At 67.9% G+C, this 19,889-nt stretch carries 19 protein-coding genes; 9 read left to right on the top strand and 10 right to left on the bottom strand.

Going from position 1 to position 19,889, the window contains the following annotated elements:
- Nucleotides 1–10: 10 nt before the first annotated feature.
- Genes NV2_RS16305 through NV2_RS16270 form a run of 8 tightly spaced genes read right to left on the bottom strand, consistent with a single transcriptional unit; the run spans nt 11 to nt 5,232 of the window.
- Nucleotides 11–1,828 carry a complex I subunit 5 family protein gene (locus tag NV2_RS16305; RefSeq protein ID WP_067874427.1) on the bottom strand — a complete coding sequence of 606 codons (1,818 nt, stop codon included), beginning with the start codon at nt 1,826–1,828 and terminating at the stop codon, nt 11–13.
- Complete coding sequence (locus NV2_RS16300) at nt 1,828–2,175, bottom strand: sodium:proton antiporter (RefSeq protein ID WP_067874417.1); 348 nt, start codon at nt 2,173–2,175, stop codon at nt 1,828–1,830. The genes NV2_RS16305 and NV2_RS16300 overlap by 1 nt, the downstream gene beginning before the upstream one ends.
- Entirely contained in the window at nt 2,172–2,927 is a 756-nt protein-coding gene (locus NV2_RS16295; RefSeq protein ID WP_067874414.1) for an MnhB domain-containing protein, read from the bottom strand. The genes NV2_RS16300 and NV2_RS16295 overlap by 4 nt, the downstream gene beginning before the upstream one ends.
- Complete coding sequence (locus NV2_RS16290) at nt 2,924–3,166, bottom strand: hydrogenase subunit MbhD domain-containing protein (protein ID WP_067874406.1); 243 nt, start codon at nt 3,164–3,166, stop codon at nt 2,924–2,926. Before NV2_RS16290 ends, NV2_RS16295 begins: the two co-directional genes overlap by 4 nt.
- Nucleotides 3,163–3,483, bottom strand: coding sequence for a monovalent cation/H(+) antiporter subunit G (locus NV2_RS16285; RefSeq protein ID WP_067874403.1), 321 nt, complete (start codon nt 3,481–3,483; stop codon nt 3,163–3,165). Before NV2_RS16285 ends, NV2_RS16290 begins: the two co-directional genes overlap by 4 nt.
- Entirely contained in the window at nt 3,476–3,727 is a 252-nt protein-coding gene (locus tag NV2_RS16280; RefSeq protein ID WP_067874400.1) for an MrpF/PhaF family protein, read from the bottom strand. Before NV2_RS16280 ends, NV2_RS16285 begins: the two co-directional genes overlap by 8 nt.
- Entirely contained in the window at nt 3,727–4,215 is a 489-nt protein-coding gene (locus tag NV2_RS16275; protein ID WP_067874397.1) for a Na+/H+ antiporter subunit E, read from the bottom strand. Before NV2_RS16275 ends, NV2_RS16280 begins: the two co-directional genes overlap by 1 nt.
- Before the next feature lie 48 nt (nt 4,216–4,263).
- On the bottom strand, nt 4,264–5,232 hold the full coding sequence (locus NV2_RS16270; RefSeq protein WP_067874392.1) for a TIGR03557 family F420-dependent LLM class oxidoreductase: 969 nt from the start codon (nt 5,230–5,232) through the stop codon (nt 4,264–4,266).
- Nucleotides 5,233–5,388: 156 nt separating this feature from the next.
- On the opposite strand from NV2_RS16270, the gene NV2_RS16265 reads away from it, so the two are divergent.
- From NV2_RS16265 to NV2_RS16250, 5 genes are all read left to right on the top strand, one after another.
- Nucleotides 5,389–6,783 carry an ATP-binding protein gene (locus NV2_RS16265; protein WP_067874390.1) on the top strand — a complete coding sequence of 465 codons (1,395 nt, stop codon included), beginning with the start codon at nt 5,389–5,391 and terminating at the stop codon, nt 6,781–6,783.
- Nucleotides 6,784–6,804: 21 nt separating this feature from the next.
- On the top strand, nt 6,805–8,754 hold the full coding sequence (locus NV2_RS16260) for a VWA domain-containing protein (RefSeq protein ID WP_218018993.1): 1,950 nt from the start codon (nt 6,805–6,807) through the stop codon (nt 8,752–8,754).
- 249 nt (nt 8,755–9,003) lie between these two features.
- Nucleotides 9,004–9,426, top strand: a complete 423-nt coding sequence (locus NV2_RS16255; RefSeq protein ID WP_067874386.1) for a pyridoxamine 5'-phosphate oxidase family protein — start codon at nt 9,004–9,006, stop codon at nt 9,424–9,426.
- 123 nt (nt 9,427–9,549) lie between these two features.
- Complete coding sequence (locus NV2_RS31945) at nt 9,550–9,888, top strand: hypothetical protein (RefSeq protein WP_210749541.1); 339 nt, start codon at nt 9,550–9,552, stop codon at nt 9,886–9,888.
- The gene (locus NV2_RS16250) at nt 9,833–10,567 is read left to right on the top strand and encodes a dimethylarginine dimethylaminohydrolase family protein (RefSeq protein WP_210749542.1); all 735 of its coding nucleotides are present in this window, start codon (nt 9,833–9,835) and stop codon (nt 10,565–10,567) included. Before NV2_RS31945 ends, NV2_RS16250 begins: the two co-directional genes overlap by 56 nt.
- A gap of 176 nt (nt 10,568–10,743) precedes the next feature.
- Here the strand turns inward: NV2_RS16250 and NV2_RS16245 are convergent, their stop codons facing one another.
- Nucleotides 10,744–11,256 carry a DUF4822 domain-containing protein gene (locus NV2_RS16245; RefSeq protein WP_067874384.1) on the bottom strand — a complete coding sequence of 171 codons (513 nt, stop codon included), beginning with the start codon at nt 11,254–11,256 and terminating at the stop codon, nt 10,744–10,746.
- A gap of 653 nt (nt 11,257–11,909) precedes the next feature.
- On the opposite strand from NV2_RS16245, the gene NV2_RS16240 reads away from it, so the two are divergent.
- The 4 genes from NV2_RS16240 (at nt 11,910) to NV2_RS16225 (ending at nt 18,686) form a co-directional block, all read left to right on the top strand.
- Nucleotides 11,910–12,950, top strand: coding sequence for a flavin-containing monooxygenase (locus NV2_RS16240; protein ID WP_067874382.1), 1,041 nt, complete (start codon nt 11,910–11,912; stop codon nt 12,948–12,950).
- Between the two features lie 126 nt (nt 12,951–13,076).
- Complete coding sequence (locus tag NV2_RS16235) at nt 13,077–17,051, top strand: non-ribosomal peptide synthetase (protein ID WP_245662622.1); 3,975 nt, start codon at nt 13,077–13,079, stop codon at nt 17,049–17,051.
- 168 nt (nt 17,052–17,219) lie between these two features.
- Nucleotides 17,220–17,591, top strand: coding sequence for a nuclear transport factor 2 family protein (locus tag NV2_RS16230; RefSeq protein ID WP_067874378.1), 372 nt, complete (start codon nt 17,220–17,222; stop codon nt 17,589–17,591).
- 120 nt (nt 17,592–17,711) lie between these two features.
- Entirely contained in the window at nt 17,712–18,686 is a 975-nt protein-coding gene (locus NV2_RS16225; protein WP_067874376.1) for an AurF N-oxygenase family protein, read from the top strand.
- 40 nt (nt 18,687–18,726) lie between these two features.
- Here NV2_RS16225 and NV2_RS16220 read toward each other — a convergent pair whose 3' ends face one another.
- The gene (locus NV2_RS16220) at nt 18,727–19,872 is read right to left on the bottom strand and encodes an NAD-dependent epimerase/dehydratase family protein (RefSeq protein ID WP_084474812.1); all 1,146 of its coding nucleotides are present in this window, start codon (nt 19,870–19,872) and stop codon (nt 18,727–18,729) included.
- Nucleotides 19,873–19,889 lie beyond the last annotated feature (17 nt).

Genomic DNA, 19,889 nt, shown 5'->3' with positions numbered 1-19,889 from the left:
GTCGGAGTGCTCACCCCAGCCACATCGATCCGACCACGGCGGCGCATCCGAGCGTCAGCCAGGCGGCGTAGTCACCGAGGTGCCCACTGTGCAACCGATGCAGACCACGTCGCACACCGGTGAGCATCGCGGGCTGCGCGACGTTCCGCGGCAGGAAATTTCGCGCATAGATCCCGAGCAACGCGACAGTGATCGCCGCGACGGTCGACAGCACCCCGAGGGCTACTCCGTGCGGAGTCCAGGCAACCTCGGGTAGGTCCGACAGCTCGGGTGCCGCACCGGTCAGCGCGCGGTCGCGGTATCCGATATGATCGCAGAATTCGGCTGCGGCGGCGGCGATCTCGGACCCGAAGCGCCCTGGAATGCCGCACAGCACCCCGACAGCCAGCAAGGTGAACACCGCCGCGAGCATGGTCACCGGAATACGGCCCGGCGGGGTGTCGGCGTCCGGGGTCTCGTGCGCGCCGGTGGTCTCGTCCTCTCCGGCGGGTGGACGTGGCGTGCGTCCGAGTCCGAAGAACACTCGTAACCCCACCCGCAGCACGGCCGCGCCGGTCAGTGCCGAGACTGCCACCACGAGGATCGTCAGCGCCGCCGAGTGGACCGACTCCTCCAACAGAGACTTGCCGAAACCCGTGCCCGACAGGGGGACCCCGCTGAGCATCAAGGCGGCCAGGACAAAGGCGACGCCGGCGGTGCGGTGCCGCCGGGCACGCCCGTGCAGGTGCACCTCGTCGAGAGATCGGTACCGCGCCAGCAGAATTCCGGCGAGCAGGAACAGGGCGCCCTTCACCGTAGCATGTCCGGCGAGATAGACGGCCGAGGCCGCTATCCCGTCGGAGGACAGCATCGCCACTCCGAGCAGGAACAGCCCGATGTGCGCGATTGTCGAATAGGCCAGCAGGCGTTTCACATGCCGCTGCAGCACACACATGACCGTGCCGAGCACCGCGGTGATCAGCGCCAGGACCAGCAGGGTGCGGCGCACCCCCGGCGCCGGTACCACGGTGTCGAACACGGTCCAGTAGACCCGCGCCACCCCGTACACACCCAGTGGTGCCATCGCCCCCGAGAACAGCACGCACACCGGCGACGGCGCCACCGCATGCGCGTCGGCCAGCCAGAAATGAAACGGAACCACCGCGGCCTTGACCAGCCAGCCGGTCGCAATGAGGCCGAACGCGATGGGTACCACCGGATCCGGTGCGTTACGCGACAGCGCGACGCTCAACTGCGGCAGACCCAGCTGCCCGGTTCGCGCATACAGCAGGCCGATCCCGAACAGGCACAGATAGGCGCCGAGGGAATTGACGACCGCGAAATTCAATCCGCCCTGCACGGTTTCGGGATCTTCGATCTCACGTCCGGTGAGTGCGTAGGCGGCCACACTCATCAGTTCGAAGAAGACGAACATGTCGAACAGGTCGCCGGTGAGGGCGAAACCGGCCATTCCCGCGGTGAACAACAACAGCAGTGCCGGATAGTGCGCGCGCAAGGTGTCGAAGTAGTGCCAGCCGAACAGCAGTGCGGCGGTGGCCAGTACCGCTATGAGCAGGACCAGAGCCGCGCCCAGTCGATCGGCGACCAGCACGATGCCGACCGTGAACTGCGGGCCCGGATCCCAGCCACCCGACCAGGTCACCACCGCCCCGGACCCGGTCTCGACCAGTAGTTGCCCCGCGAGGGCCGTGGTGGCGGCCGCGGTCAGCAGTGCCAGCGCATCGATGACGCGGCGGCCCACGATGCGGCCGAGCAGCAGCAGGACACAGGCGCCGGCGATCGGCACCACGATGATCAGCGGGGGGAGCGCGCTCGAGGACACTCCCATCAGCCGCGCAGGGCGTGCAGTTCATCGGGAACCACGGTGCCGTGACGTTTGGCGACCTGGATCACCAGCGCGAGCAGCAGCGCGGTGACCGTCGCCGAAACCACGATGTCGGTCAGGGCCATCGCCTGCACCACCGGGTCGACCGCCGGGGAACCGGGCGGGTTCGACGACCCGAAGATGGGGGCGCCCGCATCCTTCCGGTATCCGATCGCCAGCAACAGGACATAGGTGCTCGACTGCGTGACCGAGACGCACACCACGGTGTGCACCAGATGCCGGCTCCGGACCACACCGAAGAGGCCGACCAGCAGAATCCACACCGCGACCAGATAAGGGAATACGCTCATGTCGCCCTCTCGTCGGCACCCAGATATTCGTCGAGGAACTGCGCCAGCAGCACCACGATGCCGCTGCCCACCGCAATGCCGACGGCGCAGCTGAACAATGCGACCGTGCCGGCCGAGAACAGCTGCCCGCTGGAACCTTTCGGCAAAAAGTTGGACAGGAATCCGGTGCCGGCCGCCAGCCCGGTGACACCGAGTGCGAGCACCGCTGCCATGCCCACCGCCTCACCGGCCTCGTACCAGATCAGCGGACGCACCCGCCGCAGGGCGCGGTAGTCGCCGGCGACGTAGAGCAGATGCAGACCGGTCGCCAGCACCACGCCGCCCTGAAAACCACCGCCGGGCGTCAGATGCCCGTGCACGACCACATCGACGCCGAGGAGCAGCGTCACCGGAAGCAGCACGTATCCGGCGAGCCGGGTGGCGGCGAGCAGCGGCGGACGAGTGGACGCGGTGACCGCGGCGCGCGGCGGACGCAGGCGTGGGCTGCCGGTCCGGCGTAACAGGGTCGCGGCGCCCACCACCGCGGCCACCAGGATGGCCTCCTCACCGACGGTGTCGAGGCCGCGCTGATCGAAGTTGATCGACGACACCGCATTGGCGGTGTGCTGACGAGTGGCGATCGCGATCGCGGCATCACTGTAGGGGTGGAAGTCGCTGCCGAAACCCGGAATTCGGGTCAGCGCGGCGAGGAGAGCGATCAGAATGACGACGGCTCCGGCGGCGAAGACCAGCAGCCGGCCCCGGGTACTCACGAGCGCCTCCGCCTGCGCACCGACCGGACGGTCAGCAGCACCATCAGCGGCACCACCGCGGTGCCGACCGCGATCTGCGACAGTGCGACATCGGGCGCGCCGAGCAGCAGGAACAGTGGCGCCAGCAGCGCACCGTACACCCCCAGACTCACAGCCTGCCGCTGCGGATTCCGGGTGAACACCACGATCGTCGCCGACACCGCCACCAGGACCAGAGCGAGACAGAGCAGCACATTCATGACTGTTCCTGTTCGCCGGTACGTTGTTGCGGCCCGCTGACAACGACATTCAGCTTGGCGATCGCCGCGGCGGACACCGCGCCGGTGAACCACAGCAGCATCACGGTCAGCGCGACGCTCGCGGTGGTCAGGCCGGGACCGTATTCGAGCAGTACGGCAAGCGTGAGCAGCGGACCGGTCACCGTGGCGAGCATGCCCGGATAGTGCAAGCGCGCGTAGACCCCTCGGGGCCGCAGCGCCGCCCACGAGGCGGCCACCGCGACCGCAACAGCCACACCGAGTGCGACGGCGGCGACGATCGTGCCCGGATCAGTCATCGCCTGCTCCGATCAGGCGCGTGAACACCAATGTTCCGGCGAACGCCAGCACCACCAGCACCGTCGCCACGATCAGGTAGTCGGGACGGTTCGCGGCCAGGCTCATGGTGATCAGCACGAGTACGGTCACCGCCGTGACCATCTGGAGTCCGACCAGGCGGTGTTCGGACCGGCCCCGCGAGGCCAGCCAGATCCCCGGCGGCATCGCACCCACCAGTAGGGTCACCGAGGCCACGGTCCACATCACCGCCGCCTCCCCGCATCCCGCACGGCGCGCTGCAGTCCGGTGTCGCCCACCGGCAAGGTGTGCAGCCGCAATCCCCCGGCCTGCGGATCGGTGGAGACCACGAGCGAGCCCGGTGTGGACGACAGCAGTACTGTCGCGACCGCCTCCCACCCCGCTCGCCGGGATTCGGGCCCGGTCGCCGGAGCATCGACATCGGTGAACCGCCCCACCGGCCGTCGTCGGCGGACGGCCACGGCGAGCGCGGCCGCGCTGTCACGCACGACGGCCGGCACGGTGAGCAACGCCCACATCGGTGTGCGGGCAGGCAGCCGCCAGCGACCGCGCACGGCCCGGCGCGCGGCGTGCGCGGCGACCGCACAGGGCACCGCGAGCACCGCCGCGACGATCCATTCCGCCCGCGCCGCAGTGGTGAGGGTGGCCTGCCAGATCAGCATGCAGAGCAGCCACCAGCACACCACTTCCACTACCGTGCCGACCTGCCGCATCGGGTCACTCCTTCTCGCCTCGTGCTGCCGTGCCCGGCTCGCCACTGCTCAGCGTGCCGGCGTGGCCGCGCGCAGCGGCGCGTCGAGTTCGCGCCGGTAGAAATCGATGAAGCCGTCCGGATCGGGGCCGGCGTTCTGCATCACCAGATGGTCGAACCCGGCATCGACATAGGCCTGGGCCGCCTCGAGATAGCGGGCCGGATCGGGGCCGCACGCGAAACTCTGCAGAATGTCCTCGATCCGGACGGTGCCGGTCGCGGCCGCGAAGTTCGCCGGATTCGGAAGTTCGCTCATCACCTTCCAGCCGGTCACCGCCCACCGCGAGGTGTCGAGCGCTGCCTGGGCGGCGGTCTGCTCATCGGGCGCCCACGCCATGCCGACCTCCGCGTAGGCGTCACCGCTGCCACCGGCCGCGTGATAGTGCTCCAGGAGCCGGCCGTCGGGATCGGTGGCGAACAGTCCGTCCCCGAGGTCGGCCGCGAGGCGCGCCGCCTTCGAACCGCCGGCCGCGACCAGGATTTCCGGTGCCCGCTCGGGCAGATCGAAGATCCGCGCATCCGAGATCGACAGATATTCGCCGCGATAGGTCTGGTAGCCGCCGCTCCACAGCAACCGCACGATCTCCAGCGCTTCCCGCAGCATCCGGTGCCTGATGTCGGCCGGCGGAAACTCGCGGCCGACGACATGTTCGTTGAGCCGCTCACCGGCACCGACGCCGAAGTGGAATCGGCCGCCGGAGACCAGCGCCAGCGTCGCGGCCGCCTGCGCGACGATCGCCGGGTGATAGCGCAGCGTAGGACAAGTGACACCGGTGACCAGCCGGATCCGTTCGGTGCGTTCGGCAATCGCGCCCAAGACGGTCCAGGTGAACGGTGAATGCCCCTGATTGTCGAGCCACGGGTGATAGTGGTCGCTCATCTCCACGAAATCGAATCCGGCCTCTTCGGCGCGGACCGCCTGCCGGATCAACTCCCGCGGGCCGAACGCCTCCGACGCCAGTTTGTAACCGATCTGCATGGCGCAACTCCTCCCGTCTGTGAAGGCCGGACGTTCCCCGGCTACCCCGGCCGAGCCCGGACAACCACGGCCCGCGCTGTTCGCTCGTCGCGTATCCCGGGATCCGGCGGCGCGAAAACGTTGTCGGGCCGGTCGGATCGTCGTAGCGTCGCGGGAGTGAGTGTCGTCGAGAACCTGCCCGCCACCGCGGGTGAACTGCGCGCCGCCGGATATCATCCGCGCGGGGTGAAGACCGAGATCCGGGAAAATCTGCTCGCCGCCCTGAAATCCGGGACCGATCCGTGGCCCGGCATCGTCGGCTTCGAACGGACCGTGATCCCGCAGCTGGAACGCGCGCTGCTGGCCGGCCACGACGTGGTGCTGCTCGGTGAGCGCGGCCAGGGCAAGACCCGGCTGCTGCGCACCCTGGCCGGGTTGCTCGACGAGTGGACCCCGGTCATCGACGGCACCGAACTCGGCGAACATCCGCTGGATCCGGTCAGCCCGGCCGGTAAACGGCTCGCCGCCGAACTGGGTGACGACCTGCCGGTCACGTGGCGGCACCGTAGCGAACGGTATGCCGAGAAGCTGGCCACCCCCGACACCTCGGTCGGTGATCTGATCGGCGATGTGGACCCGGTGAAGGTGGCCGAGGGACGCAGCCTGGGCGATCCGGAAACCATCCACTTCGGGCTGGTGCCCCGCGCGCATCGCGGCATCGTCGCGATCAACGAACTGCCCGACCTTGCCGAACGTATCCAGGTCGCGTTGCTCAACGTGATGGAGGAACGCGACATCCAGGTGCGCGGCTACACGCTGCGACTCCCGCTCGATGTGCTGCTGGTCGCCACCGCCAATCCGGAGGACTACACCAACCGCGGCCGCATCATCACCCCGCTCAAGGACCGCTTCGGCGCCGAGATCCGCACCCACTATCCCCTGGAAGTGGACGCCGAGACCGCGCTCGTGCGCCAGGAAGCCGATCTGGTCGCCGAAGTGGGAGATCCACTGCTCGAGGTCTTGGCCCGGTTCGTGCGGCAGTTGCGCGAATCCACCGCGGTCGACCAGCGTTCGGGTGTGTCGGCGCGTTTCGCTGTCGCCGCCGCCGAGACCGTCGCCGCCGCGGCACTGCGCCGGGCCGCCCTCACCGGGGAACATCCGGCCGTCGCGCGCCCGGTCGACCTGGAATCGGTGCCGGCCGTGCTGCGCGGCAAGGTCGAATTCGAATCCGGGGAGGAGGGCCGCGAAACCGAACACCTCACCCATCTGCTGCGCCGCGCGTTCGCCGAGACCGCCCGCCGCCGCTTGGCCGGAGTGGATCTGGCGCCGCTCGCCGAGTCGGTGAGTGCCGGACATCCGGTGACCACCGGTGAGCGGGTGCGTGGCCAGGACGTGTTGTCGGCGTTGCCGGAACTGCCCGTGCTGGCGCAGGTCGCGCAGCGGCTCGGTGTCGAATCCACCGATGCACCGGCACGGATCGCCGCCGCCGTCGAATTCGCTCTCGAGGCACTGTATTTGAACCGGAAGATAGCCAAGGATTCCGAGGACGGAACCGCCACCTATGGCTCCTGAACATCGAACAACGGTGACATCGTGAGCTCTCCCGATCGCTATCTGTACGGGCCTTATCACGACGGGCCCGACCCGCTCGCACCACCGGTGGACCTGCGTGAGGCCCTCGATCAGATCGGCCGCGAGGTGATGGAGGGCAGCTCGCCGCGCTCCGCACTCGAGGAGTTGCTGCGTCGCGGCACCGGGTTCACCGCCGGCCTGGACGAGCTGACCCGGCGGCTGTGGCAGCGCCGGTCCGAGCTCACCCGCCGCCACCGCCTCGACGGCACCCTGCAGCAGGTCCGTGAACTGCTCGACCAGGCCCTCGACGCCGAGCGCACCGCACTGTTCCCCGACCCGTCCGACGACGCCCGCTTCGCCGAGGCACAACTGGATGCCCTCCCGTCGAGCACCGCCGCCGTCGGGGAGCTCGCCGAATATCCGTGGCGGTCGGAGACCGGCCGCGAGAACTACGAACGCATCCGCGACCTGCTGGGCCGTGACCTGCTCGAATCCCGGTTCCAGGGCATGAAGCAGGCCCTCGAGAACGCCACACCCGACGATGTCGAACGCGTTCGGCAAATGATGGCCGACCTGAACGATCTGCTCGCCGCCCATGCGCGCGGCGAGGACACCGCGCAGCGCTTCGCGGAGTTCATGGACCGGCACGGCGAATTCTTCCCGGAAAATCCGCGCAACACAGAGGAACTGATCGACGCTCTCGCCGCCCGGGCCGCCGCCGCGCAGCGCATGATGAATTCGCTCACCCCCGAGCAGCAGGCCGAATTGAACGAACTCGCGGGGCAAGCCTTCGGTGATCCGCGAGTGGCGCAGCAGATCTCGGCGCTCGACGCGCAGCTGCGCGCGTTGCGCCCCGGACAGGATTGGGAATCGAGCGGACGCTTCCGCGGCGACGACCCGCTCGGCATGGGGGAGGGCGCCCAGGCCATGCAGGATCTGGCCGAATTGGACGCGCTGGCAGAACAACTCGGCCAGTCCTACCCCGGCGCCCGGCTCGAGGACATCGATCTCGACGCCTTGAGCCGGCAGCTCGGCGAGCAAGCCTCGGTCGACGCCGGCCGGCTCGCCGAACTCGAACGCGAACTACGTCGCCAAGGGCTGTTCGAGCGCGCCCCGGACGGCTCACTGCGTTTGACCCCCAAGGCATTACGCCGACTCGGCGAAGTCGCCCTCCGCGACGTGGTGGCGCGGCTGCGAGCCCAGCGCGGACAGCGCGAAATGACCACCGCCGGTGCGGCCGGTGAGCCGACCGGTGCCACCCGGCCGTGGCGGTTCGGTGACACCGAACCGTGGGACGTGCCGAAAACCGTGCGCAACGCGGTATTACGCTCCGCGTCCACCGGCAGCCGCCGGGTATCGCTCGACGTCTCCGATGTCGAGATCACCGAAACCGACGCGCGTTCCCGCGCCGCGGTCGCCCTGTGCGTGGACACCTCGTGGTCGATGGTCCAGGACGGCCGCTGGCTCCCGATGAAACGCACCGCCCTGGCCCTGCATCAGCTGATCAGCACCCGATTCCGTTCCGACGCACTGGAAGTCATCACCTTCGGCCGCCACGCCACCACCGTCGACGTGGCGGAACTGACGGGCCTGGAAGCGGTGTGGGAACAGGGCACCAACCTGCACCACGCCCTGCTGCTCGCCGCCCGGCACCTGCGCCGCCACCCCGACGCCGTCCCGGTGGTACTGGTGGTTACCGACGGCGAACCGACCGCCCACCTCGAACCCGACGGCCACTCGTACTTCAACTGGCCACCGGATATGCGGACCTTGGCGGTGACGATGGCGCAGGTCGACGCGCTGGCGAAACTCGGGGCATCGGTTTCCGTTTTCATCCTCGGGGAGGACCCGCGGCTGGCGGCGTTCGTGGATCTGATGGCGCGGCGCAGCGGGGGACGGGTGATCGCACCGGATCTCGACGGGCTGGGCGCGGCGGTGGTGTCGGATTATCTGAGCGGACGGCGGCGGTAGGGCGGCTTACCGCGGACGATGGCACTGCTACTGCACGGATGCGATAGTCGATCCGACGCCGGGCAATGCCGCAAACTCGAGGCAAGTTCTGACCACAATGGTGCGGCATGCCCGACTCCGGCCGCCGGTAACAGACGGCGCAGTCGCACCACGCCATTGACTGATGCGCCGGTTTTCTCCTGGTCAATTGTCGGGCATCGAGCTGCTAATCTCACAGTTCAGGGGGCATCGTCGACAAAGGGAGTGGAGATGACCGGCAGGTTCGAAGGTTCCCAGCGTAAGGAGATATTGTCCGCTACTGCCTGCTGGGAATTGCTGGAGAACCACCGGCTCGGCCGGTTGGCGACAGCTGCCGACGGCAGGCCCGACATCATTCCTGTGAATTATCGGGCTCAGGATCATACGGTCTACTTCAAATCTGCGGAAGGTAGCAAACTCGCGGCATTGACCGTCAATCCGCAGGTGGCCTTCGAAGTCGACGGGATGTCCGAAAATGCAGCGTGGAGCGTCGTCGTGCACGGTACGGCCACAGTCGTTCAATCATTCGGTGAAATGGCCATACTCGACGAGCTCGGAATCGAGCCGTGGGAGAAGGGCGCGAAATACAACTACATCGCCATCACGGCGGATCAGGTGACCGGCCGGCGCTTGTCCGGAGTCGAAACTGTCTGATCTGATTCGGTCACCCGCCAGACGTCCGGTGGACATGACAGCGCCCATCAGCTGTGCCCCTGATGTTCTCCATGACGACGTCGACCGCTGCGGGAGACCACCAGCCTCGAGGAGGTCGGGCACGTGGGTGAGATCTGGGTCGAGAACGAGTACGCGCCCCTGAAGACGGTGGTCCTGGCGCAGAGTGAGATCTGCGTGCCGCGGTCGGCGCTCGAGGACCCCGACATGAGTTTCCTGCCGGAACGGCCCACTCGGCTGGGATTCACCGGCGATCTGAGGGACGCGGATCCGCCGCGGCAGCAGGCGTGGGAGGCCGAGCGACGCGCCTTGGCTGCGGTGCTGGACCGGCACGGCGTCCGGATCCTGCGGCCACGGCTGCTGACGGCCGCCGAGAAGGAAGCCGCCGGTGACCGGGGGGTATTCGAACTTCTTCGCGAGGGACCCGTTCTTCAGCGTCGGTGACCACATCATCGAGGGATCGCTGCGCTTCCGCCATCGGCGCGGCGAGGTCTTGCCGATGCGTGACATCTTCCGTGCGGAGGTCTACCCGTCCCCGGCGCGCTACGTTGCGGTCCCCGCACCCGAAGTGGCCGACGCCGACGACCCGACGCTCGGTCCCGGCCCCTTCCTCGAAGGAGGCGACGTCCTCGTCCTCGGCCGGCACGTCTTCGTCGGTTCGTCCGGGCTGGCATCGAACGGTCTCGGGCATCAGTGGTTGCGCAAGTACCTCGAGCCGCACGGATATACCGTAGAGAGCGTGCGGCTGCACGAGCGTATTCTGCACCTGGACTGCGCACTCGGACTCGTCCGCGACGGCTTGATGGTGGTCTGCCCGGAAGCATTTCTCGATGGCATCCCGGAGACGGTCCGGACGTGGGACCGAGTCGAGGTGTCGTTGGAAGACGCCGGTCGGCTCGCGACCAACGGTCTCCCGCTCAGTGCCGACACCTATGTGACCGACCCGGAATTCTCTGTGATCGGCTCCCAGCTCGCGAGTCGTGGCGTCAAGGTCGAGTACGTGGATTTCTCCATCTCCCGGTCCTTCGGCGGTTCCTTCCGATGTAGCACGCAGCCACTGCACCGTGCCCTGCTGCCGAGCGCGCTGCCACGGCTCCGCGACTCCGGGCGGGAGACTGGATAGCGTGAGCGTCTTTGTGCTGAAATGGACTTCGTCATGGCCTACGGCGATATCATCACGAGTCCTGCCGGAGTGTGAAATCCTTTCGGGCCCAGCGGGACACGATCGGTGACTACTCGGACAACTCGTTACGGGGCAGCCGGCCCAGCGGTGGCGCCGGCAAGACGCTCGGCACCGGTTCAGTTTGCCGGCTCCTGATGATCGGTCGGTGTGTGGACGATGTCGAAGAATACGGCCTCGTCGTCCTGGTTCGGATAGACGCGGTAGGTGAATTCTTTGCTGTTCAGCGCCACGATGTCGGAGTCGCGACGGAACTGTTCGGCGCCGTCGTCGGTTTTTGCGACGATGGTGCGTGTCGTGCCGTCCGGTGTGACCGACCAGTCGCCGTGCATCTTCGGCGCGTCGTCGAGCGTGTACATCGTAAAGGTGCCGTTCGGCTTGAAGTAGGCGAATCCGACGTAGTTGCTCACCTCGGCATCGGTGAGCGGAACCGGGGCACCCGACGCGTCCCGGGCCGAGGTTGTCTCCCACGGTGTGGAGGACAGGCTTGCGGACGGTGTTCCCTGGGAGGACGACTGCGAGGTCGTTGCAGGTGGCGTGGAGGTGGTGCCTCCGCTGTCGCCGCCGGTACCGCATGCGCCGAGGACGCCGGCGGCCACGAGAGCCGTCAATGCGACTGCCAACTTTTTCATGTGATGTCACCTGTCTCGAGATGGGTGGTTGAGGGTGTCGTTCTGATTGAGTACGTTGCGCCCCTGTTGGAGTGAGTTGCGGCGCAACGGGTCCAGAAATCGAGACGAACGGCCACCTTGCACTGCGGTGTGACGGCGCCGTGTCAGGGTGGAACCGGCGGTGCGATCGGTAGGACGAGTGCATCAGCGCGTGGTGGCGTCCGATTCGACAATCAGTCTGTATGGCCTGGTGTTATAGCGTCCAATACGGACTTCCGATGGCTGCAATTGAGCGCATCAATAGCCCCTCGGGGTGCTACGGCCTGGCCGCCCGTTGTATATCCCCTGGTTTGCGCGAATGCCGCGCGCCACAGTCGTCTGCCACGGCACTCGGCCAACGGCCGGTCCGTCGGCGTCAGACTCTGGCGCATGGTACGTCAGTGAAAATTATTGTGCGAAGGTATTATTCGCGATTCAGGGTGTCCGAGGTAGTCGAGGATTCGTGGGTGCCGCCTCCGGGATGGGCACGGACGAGAACTTTTCGGAGTCGGCTCAGGCGCCGAGGGGATGGGCTGCCACGCGACGCCGGAAATCGGTGGTGAGCGGGGACGTTCTCAGGGGAAGAGCCGGAAAACCGGTTGGCTGTCATTGCCCGAAATGTCACGATCACTGTCGTGCGAACCCCAGCGATCGTGATCGGCGCAGGGCAGGCCGGTATCGCCGCCGCGCTGGCGCTGCAGGACGAAGGGTTCCGGCCCCTGGTGCTCGAATCCGGCATTGACACGGCCGGCTCCTGGCCGCATTACTACGACAGTCTGCGGCTGTTCACCCCGGCCGGGCTCGACGCCTTGCCCGGACGGCCGTTCCCCGGTGCGCAGGACCGATATCCGACACGCGACGAGATGGCCGACTACCTGCGAGAGTGTGCCGCGGACATCGTCGGCGAGGTATATGTCGGACAGCAGGTCACCCTCGTCGACCGGGCCCGCGACGGCTACCGCGTGCACACCCGTGCCGGGGCGGATTTCACCGCACCCGTGGTGGTCTCGGCGACCGGTGGGTTCGCCAACCCCTATCGGCCCCGGATCCCGGCGCTGGCGGGCTACACCGGGGAACTGCTGCACGCGGGGCACTACCGTGCACCGAACCGGTTCGCCGGTCGGCGCGTCGTCGTGGTGGGGTCGGGGAACTCGGCGGTCCAGATCGCCGTCGAACTGGCCGGTGTCGCCGACGTGATCCTGGCCTGCCGGACACCGCTGCGATACGCAACCACGGAACCGATCCCGGGCGACTCCCGCTTCTGGCGGGTACTGTCGTGGGCTGCGCGCCTGCCCGCGGGGCGGTTCTTCCACAGTGACACGATCCCCGTCGTCGACACCGGCGGGTACCGCGCGGCAATCGACCGCGGCCACCCCGAGGTACGCCCCTTGTTCGACAGTTCGGCGGGGACCACGCTGCGCTGGACCGACAGCCACGCCGACCGGGTGGACAGCGTGATACTCGCGACCGGCTACCGCCCGGCGCTCGAGCATCTGCGAGAACTCTGTCCGGTCGGCGACAGCGGATATCCGCGGCACCGTTCCGGCCTGTCGACCACCCACCCGGGCCTGGCCTTCCTGGGGCTCGACTATCAACGAACCATCCTGTCGGGCACCGTGCACGGGGTGGGACGCGACAGCCGCTGTCTCGCCCGCCGGCTCGCCCGCTACCGCTGAGCTGCCGAGGACGGCGCCGCCGGTCGGGGCCGGACCGAACCTGCCGCCGAAATAGGCGCTGCGGGCCCGGTTGTGCCGTAGGTTTGCGGGATACCCTTCACCGGGCGGGTCCGACTCCGAGGAGGCGTGTCTACTGTGACGGTGCGGCCTGGCGTTGCCGATGAGTATCCGTTGTCCACAGCCCAGTGGAGCTGGTGGCTTGCTCAGCAGTTGCAGCCCGAGGTGCCGGTGACGGTCGCGATGTATCTGGATCTGTCCGGGCCCGTCGATATCGACTTGTTGGCGCGGTGTACCCGGCAGGCTGCCGTCGAATTCGAGTCACCGCTGCTGCACCTGCGGCTCGTCGGAGACAGCCCCCATCAGTATGTCGACGCCGATGCGGATCTGCCCCTGGAACCCTTCGATTTCACCGCGGAAGCGGACCCGGTCGCCGTGGCCGTGGACCGGATGGAGCGGGACTGCAGTGCACCGCTGGATCCGCTCGCCGACCGGCTGACTGTTGCCTGGGTATGTGCGGTCGAACCGCGGCGGCACCTGTTGTATCTGCGCAGTCATCACATCGTGCTCGATGGTGTCGGAGCGGCCGCGGTGCTGCGCCGCACCGGTGAGCTCTACCGCGCCGGGCTCGGCGCAGCCGCGGCGGACGGCGAGGAGGGTACCGGGACGGGCCCGGTGCGGGCGCCGCTGTCGATCGCCCGGATTCTGGAGGACGATCGTGCCTACCACCGGTCGCCGCGTGCCGAGTCCGATCGAGACTATTGGTGCACGCGACTGGCCGGAGTGGGCGGACCTGCGAGCCTGGCCGAGCGTGCCGCCGCTCCCGAGGCCAGGCCGTACCACGTGAGCGCGACGCTGGGTGCCCCGACGGCGCAGCTGCTCCGCGCGGCCAAAGCGCGTCACGGTGCCACCTTTCCCGAACTGGTCATCGCGTCGTTCGCGTGCTACCTGGCGCGAATGACCGGACGCGCCGACCTCACCGTGACCATGCCGGTCCCCGCGCGTCCGACGGCGGTGCTGCGCCGGTCGGCGGGATCGATGTCCAACGTGGTGCCGCTGCGGCTGCGCGATCTCGACCGCAGCACGATCGGCGCCGTCATCGCACAGGTGCGTTCGGCGGTGATCGGTGCCGTACGCCATCAACGACACCGGCACGAACAGGTCCGGCGTGACCACCCGGCGCTGCGCGACGGATTCGGCCCGGTCGTCAACGTCCTGGGATTCGCCGAACCCCTGCGATTGGGCCCGGTGACGGGCACTGTCCGTCTGCTCGCGCTGGGCCCGGTGACGGACTTGCACGTCAACGGTTTCCAGATCGGCCCCGGTGAGGAATCGGTGTGTATCGACTTCCAGGCGAACCCGGCCCGCTACCGCCGCGACACCGTCGAGCAGCGGCACCGCGCATTTCTCGACTACTTCGCGAACTTCCTGGCGGCCGACCCGGAATACCCTGTCGCACACCTGGATATCGTGACCCCGGCGCTGCGGCTGCCGGTACCGGCAGGTCCGGAACGGTTGTTGCCCGAGCTGTTGTGCGCGGGGATGTCGCCGGATGCGGTGGCGCTGCGTGACGGTGATCGCAGCCTGACCTATCGGCAGCTGGACGAGGCATCCTCGCGCTGGGCACGGGCCCTGATCGCTCGGGGAGCCGGGCCCACCGAGTTCGTGGTCGTGGCGATTGCGCGGTCGATCGAATCGGTGCTCGGGTTGTGGACGGTCGCGAAAACCGGTGCGGGATTCGTACCGGTGGACCCCGACGAACCCTCGAACCGCATCGCCTCCATCGCCGCCGCCTGCGGGGCCCGCTGCGGACTCACCGTCGTCTCGGTGCGCGGCGGCCTTCCGGGGCATGCGGGGGCCGCGGAACCTCTCCACAACGGGGACCGGGATGCGGCCGCGATCTGCTGGATCGCCTTGGACGACCCGGCGGAGATCGCCAGGGTGGACCGGTACAGCAGCGCCGCGGTCGGTGACGCCGACCGCCACCGGCCGCTGCGCCCCGAGCACCCCGCGTATGTCATCCACACCTCGGGAACCACCGGAGTCCCCAAAGGGGTCATGGTCACCCATCGTGGTCTGGCGGAGCTGACCGACTATCTACTGAAACAGTATGCAATCACCCGGGATTCGGTCCTGCTGCACTCTCATGCACCGATCTTCGATGCGCATCTGCTGGAGTTGCTGGCCGGATTCGCGGCCGGCGCCCGGGTGGTGGTCGCGCCACTGTCGGCCACAGCGGGCGCGGAGCTGGCCCGGCTGATTCGCGACAGCGGCTGCACCATTTTTCAGACTGCACCGGCGGTGCTGGCGACACTGTCTCCGCACCAGGTGCCGGGTCTGCGGATGGTGGCGATCGGCGGAGAATCCTGCCCGGTCCGCCTGCTGCAGCAGTGGGCGCCGCACCTGCCGGTGTTCAACGGCTACGGGCCGACCGAGGCCACGGTGATGGTGACCGAAACCGCGGCACTGCAGGGCGAGGGCCCGGTCACCATCGGCCACGCACTGCCCGGAGTTTTCGCGGTAGTACTCGACGGCCGGCTGCGGCAGCTCCCCACCGGCGCCCGCGGCGAGCTGTATGTGGGCGGCCGGTGTCTCGCCGACGGTTATCTGCACGCCCCGGCCACCACCGCCGCACATTTCGTCGCAAACCCCTTCGGTCACGGTGACCGTCTCTATCGCACCGGCGATCTCGCCTCCGCACGCCCCGATGGCGACTTCGAGTTCTGCGGCCGACTCGACAATCAGCTCGAACTGCACGGTAGACGCGTCGAACCGGCCGAGATCGAGGCCGCGCTTCTCGCCGAGCCCGACATCGCCTACGCCGTGGTGGCACTGTCGGACACCGGCGCCGCGAACGGGCAGGGCACCCGGCTGCTGGGCTATGTGGTCGCTGCGCCGGGCGCACGGATCGACACCGCGGCGACGCTGCGGCGACTACGGCTCACCCTGCCACCGGCGCTGGTTCCCACCACCCTGATCACCCTCGACGAACTGCCGTTGGCCGGCAACGGGAAGGTCGACCGGTCGGCGCTGCCCGCTCCGGTGGCGTCAGTGCGCCCGCTGCGAGTGCCACGGACCGGTCTGCAGCGCTTGATCGCCGACCGCATCGCGGCCGCGGTCGGCGCCGAACGCGTCGGGATCGACGACGATTTCTTCGAACTCGGCGGCAATTCGCTACTCGGGGTGAATATTTCCGCCGAGCTCACCGCCGCGACCGGGGTGCCGGTGACAGTTCGCTGGCTGTACAGCACACCGACGGTCGCGGGCCTCGCCGAACGGATATCGGCCTACGACGGCGGCCGCCGCGACGATGATGCGCTCGGCACCGTTCTCACGCTGCGACGCCACGGATCCCGGCCACCCCTGTTCTGTGTGCACTCGGCGGTTCCGCTCGCGTGGTGCTATGCAGGATTGGCGCGCTACCTCACCGATCGGCCGGTCTACGGGCTGCAGGCCACCGAGCTGACCACCGATTCGGCCGCCGCGACCGTCGAGGCACTCGTCGATCGGTACGTCGACGCCATCCTCGCGCTGCAGCCGGACGGGCCCTGCAACCTGCTCGGCTGGTCGTTGGGTGGGCAGCTCGCGCATGCCGTGGCGGTCCGGCTGCAGGCTCGCGGCAAGACGGTATCGATGCTGGCGATGCTGGACAGTGTGGTGATTCCACCCGGCACCACGCCGCCGGTGCCGCGCATGCGTGATCTGGTGACCCATCTGCTCGGTGACGAGCCCGAGGACGCCGACAGTGCGCCTGATCTCACCGCAACCGAGGCGGCCGCCGAGTTGGCTGCCGCCGCAACGTCGTTCGGCTCCGGATTGACCGCCGAGCAGCTCGAACGATTACACCGTGGCTATATCGCCGGTGTCGCACTGTCGCACAACTACCGCCCGGAGAAGTACGACGGCGACCTGCTGTACTTCTCGGCCACCCGGGGCGTGACCGCGGCGCTCGGCGCGGAGCTCTGGCGACCTTATGTCAGCGGAGAGCTCATCGAACATCGCGTCGATGCCACCCACGCCCAGATGGCCAACACCGCGGTCTTCGCGAATATCGGCCCGGTCCTCGATCGTCACCTCGGATCGCAACCGGCGGCGGTCGGATGAGCGCGCCCTTCGAGGCGTGAGCAGGACCCGTCGTGACCGGTGTGCGGGTCGTGCACGTGGTGTGCGCAGCGACCACGTGCAGCGTTCCGCTGTGTGGGAAGCCGCGCGGGCCGGCCTGCGGTGAAGTGATTGGGTGCAGGGATCGCGTCGAGAGCAGGAGAGGCAACTATGGCAACGTCGGAACAGATTCGTGCTGCGGTGCAGCGTTATATAGAGACCGTCGGATCGGGAACCTCGGCCGAGATCGCGGCGCTGTTCAGCGAGCACGCTACCCTGGAGGACCCGGTGGGATCGGATCCGTTGTCGGGGCGACCGGCAATCGAAAAATTTTATGCTGCACTCGATTCCGTACAGACCTCGACCGAGCTGTACACCGTGCGGGTGGCGGGGAACAGTGCCGCATTCGCGTTCCGCGTCGTCACCGAAACGGGTGACCAGGTGATCACCGTCGAGCCGATCGACGTCATGACCTTCGACGACGACGCACGGATCACCAGCATGCGCGCCTTCTGGTCCCCCGAAGACGTACAGGCGCGATGAACGCATTCTTGCCCTGAGTGGCGCCGGGCGAGCATCGGTGGGTGCGGGCGGACGATTGAATGTAACCGCTAGTACCGCTAATGTGGCCGGTGGGTATCACCACAGAAGGAGACATCGCCGATGCTGTCCGCCACTTCGACCGACGCGCGCTACCGCGAGATCCTGCACGAGCTCTCCGAAGGGTCGGTGCGCAAGAATTTCGATCCCTACGACGACATCGACTGGGATTCTCCCGACTTCGCGGTCGACCCGACCGACACTCGCTGGATCATGCCGGCGGAGGATCCACTGGGGTGTCATCCCCGGTACAAGGCGCAGCCGGTGCACAAGCAGATCGCCATGGGGATGTGGCGCCAAGCCGGCATCGCCAAGGTGGGACTCGATTTCGAGCAGTTGCTGATCCGCGGGCTCATGCAGTATTCGGTCTCGGTTCCAGGCGGCGATCCCGAGTTCCGGTATATCGCGCACGAGGCTGCCGAAGAGTGCAACCACACCATGATGTTCCAGGAGATGATCAACCGGATCGGCGAGGACGTCGTCGGGATGGGGTCGATCGACCGCAAGCTCACCATGGTCATCTGGCCGCTGGTCAAGTACTTTCCGGCCGCGTTCTTCACCATGGTTCTCGGTGGTGAGGAGCCCATCGACCACATGCAGAAGTCCATTCTGCGCGCGGGCGACGAGATGCATCCGATGGTGCAGCGCGTGATGCAGATCCATGTGGCCGAGGAGGCGCGCCACATCTCCTTCGCTCACGAATACCTGCGGCGGGCGGTGCCGGTCCTGCACCCGCTGCCGAAACTCTTTCTCTCCCTGACCTTCCCGTTGACGATGCGGGTCATGCTCGGGATGATCATGACCCCGCCGAAGGAATTCGTCGAGAAGTTCGACATCCCCGACGAGGTGATGCGGGAAGCGTACTGGTCCGGGCCGGAATCGCGCACGGTCAAACGCAACATCTTCGGCGACGTGCGCGCACTGGCCACCGATATCGGCCTGATGAACCGAGGTTCGGAGCTGGTGTGGCGGGTGCTCGGCATCGACGGGCCCGCCTCTCGCTACCGCAGCGAGCCGGCCCGCACCGCCGCCGCATGAACCGATGGGTGGTGACGCGGAGCGGCGGGGCAGGCGTGGTTCAGGGCCGGTCGGGCGCGGTATCGCCGAGGCGTTCGGTGATCACGGTCCACGGATCCGCGTAGCTGCGTCCGCTGCCGCGATACGGCGAGAGCCGGCGCAGGAACCAGCGAGCCGCCGGAGTCAGTGGGCCCGTGAGGAAACCGAGGCGGTGCATCGTCGCGGTGCGCGCCCGGATCTCGTCCAGCATGCCGGGAAAGGAATGATGCTGGAACTGCAGGATCTTCTGGGAGTACTCGGTATCCATCCAATCGGTCGCGAACCACGCGTCGTCGCGGTCCGGATCGCCGGGCAGCCCCTCGGGAATCACGCCGGGCATCCCGGATGCGGCCGCCACCGACGACCCGATATCGCTCTGCCGCAGCCGATGTGACTCGTCACCGCCGATCAGGAACACTTCGCCGGTGTGCGGGGTCGAGGTTGCCGCAACCATCGCGGCGGCGACGTCGCGCACATCGACGGTCTGCAGTTTCCCGTCTGCCGGAATCGCGGCCTCGAAGGCGAGCAGATCGGTACTCGGGCTCGGCATCGGCTCCACGGACAGTACGCCGCCCAGGCGCAGGATCACCCACTCGAGTGAGGAATTCCGGACGAGGTCCTCGGCCTCCACCTTGTGTGCACCGTAGATGTCGGATGGTGCGCGGGGCGTCTCGGCGGTCAGGAGTTCGTCGCCGCGGTGCGGGTTGCGCGCGCCGTAGACCGCGATACTGGAGGCCTGCACGAACCGCGGCGGTTCCGCGAGCGCCGCGGCCACCTCGAGCAGAGTGGCTGTGGCACCGACGTTCACCGCGCGGGCCAGACCACGATGCTGGTAGCAGACGGGTGGAATGACCGCGGCCAGATGGATGATCGCGACGGGGCGTACGGACTGCAGCAAGGTCTGCACCGCGCTGGAGATCGTGAGATCGGCCCACCGCACCTGCACACCACGTGGCAGGCCGGCGCCGGTGCGCCGATTCGCCGGAGTGTCGAGATCGGTGGCCACCACCGGGATTCCCTCGTCGGCGAGCCGGCGCACGACTGCCGAGCCGACCAGTCCGAAGGCGCCGGTGACCAGAACCGGTCGCGCCGGGCGATCGGACGGGGGAGTGGAGTCGGCCTCGCGGTCCGGGTGCTCGCCGGCCCCGTCTGTCGCGCTGGCTTCCATGTGTATCCGCTCCTCGT

Source organism: Nocardia vermiculata NBRC 100427 (assembly GCF_001613265.1).
GTDB lineage: Bacteria > Actinomycetota > Actinomycetes > Mycobacteriales > Mycobacteriaceae > Nocardia > Nocardia vermiculata.
The sequence above is the reverse complement of the archived record's forward strand: the minus strand, read 5'-3'. Positions and strand labels throughout refer to the sequence as shown.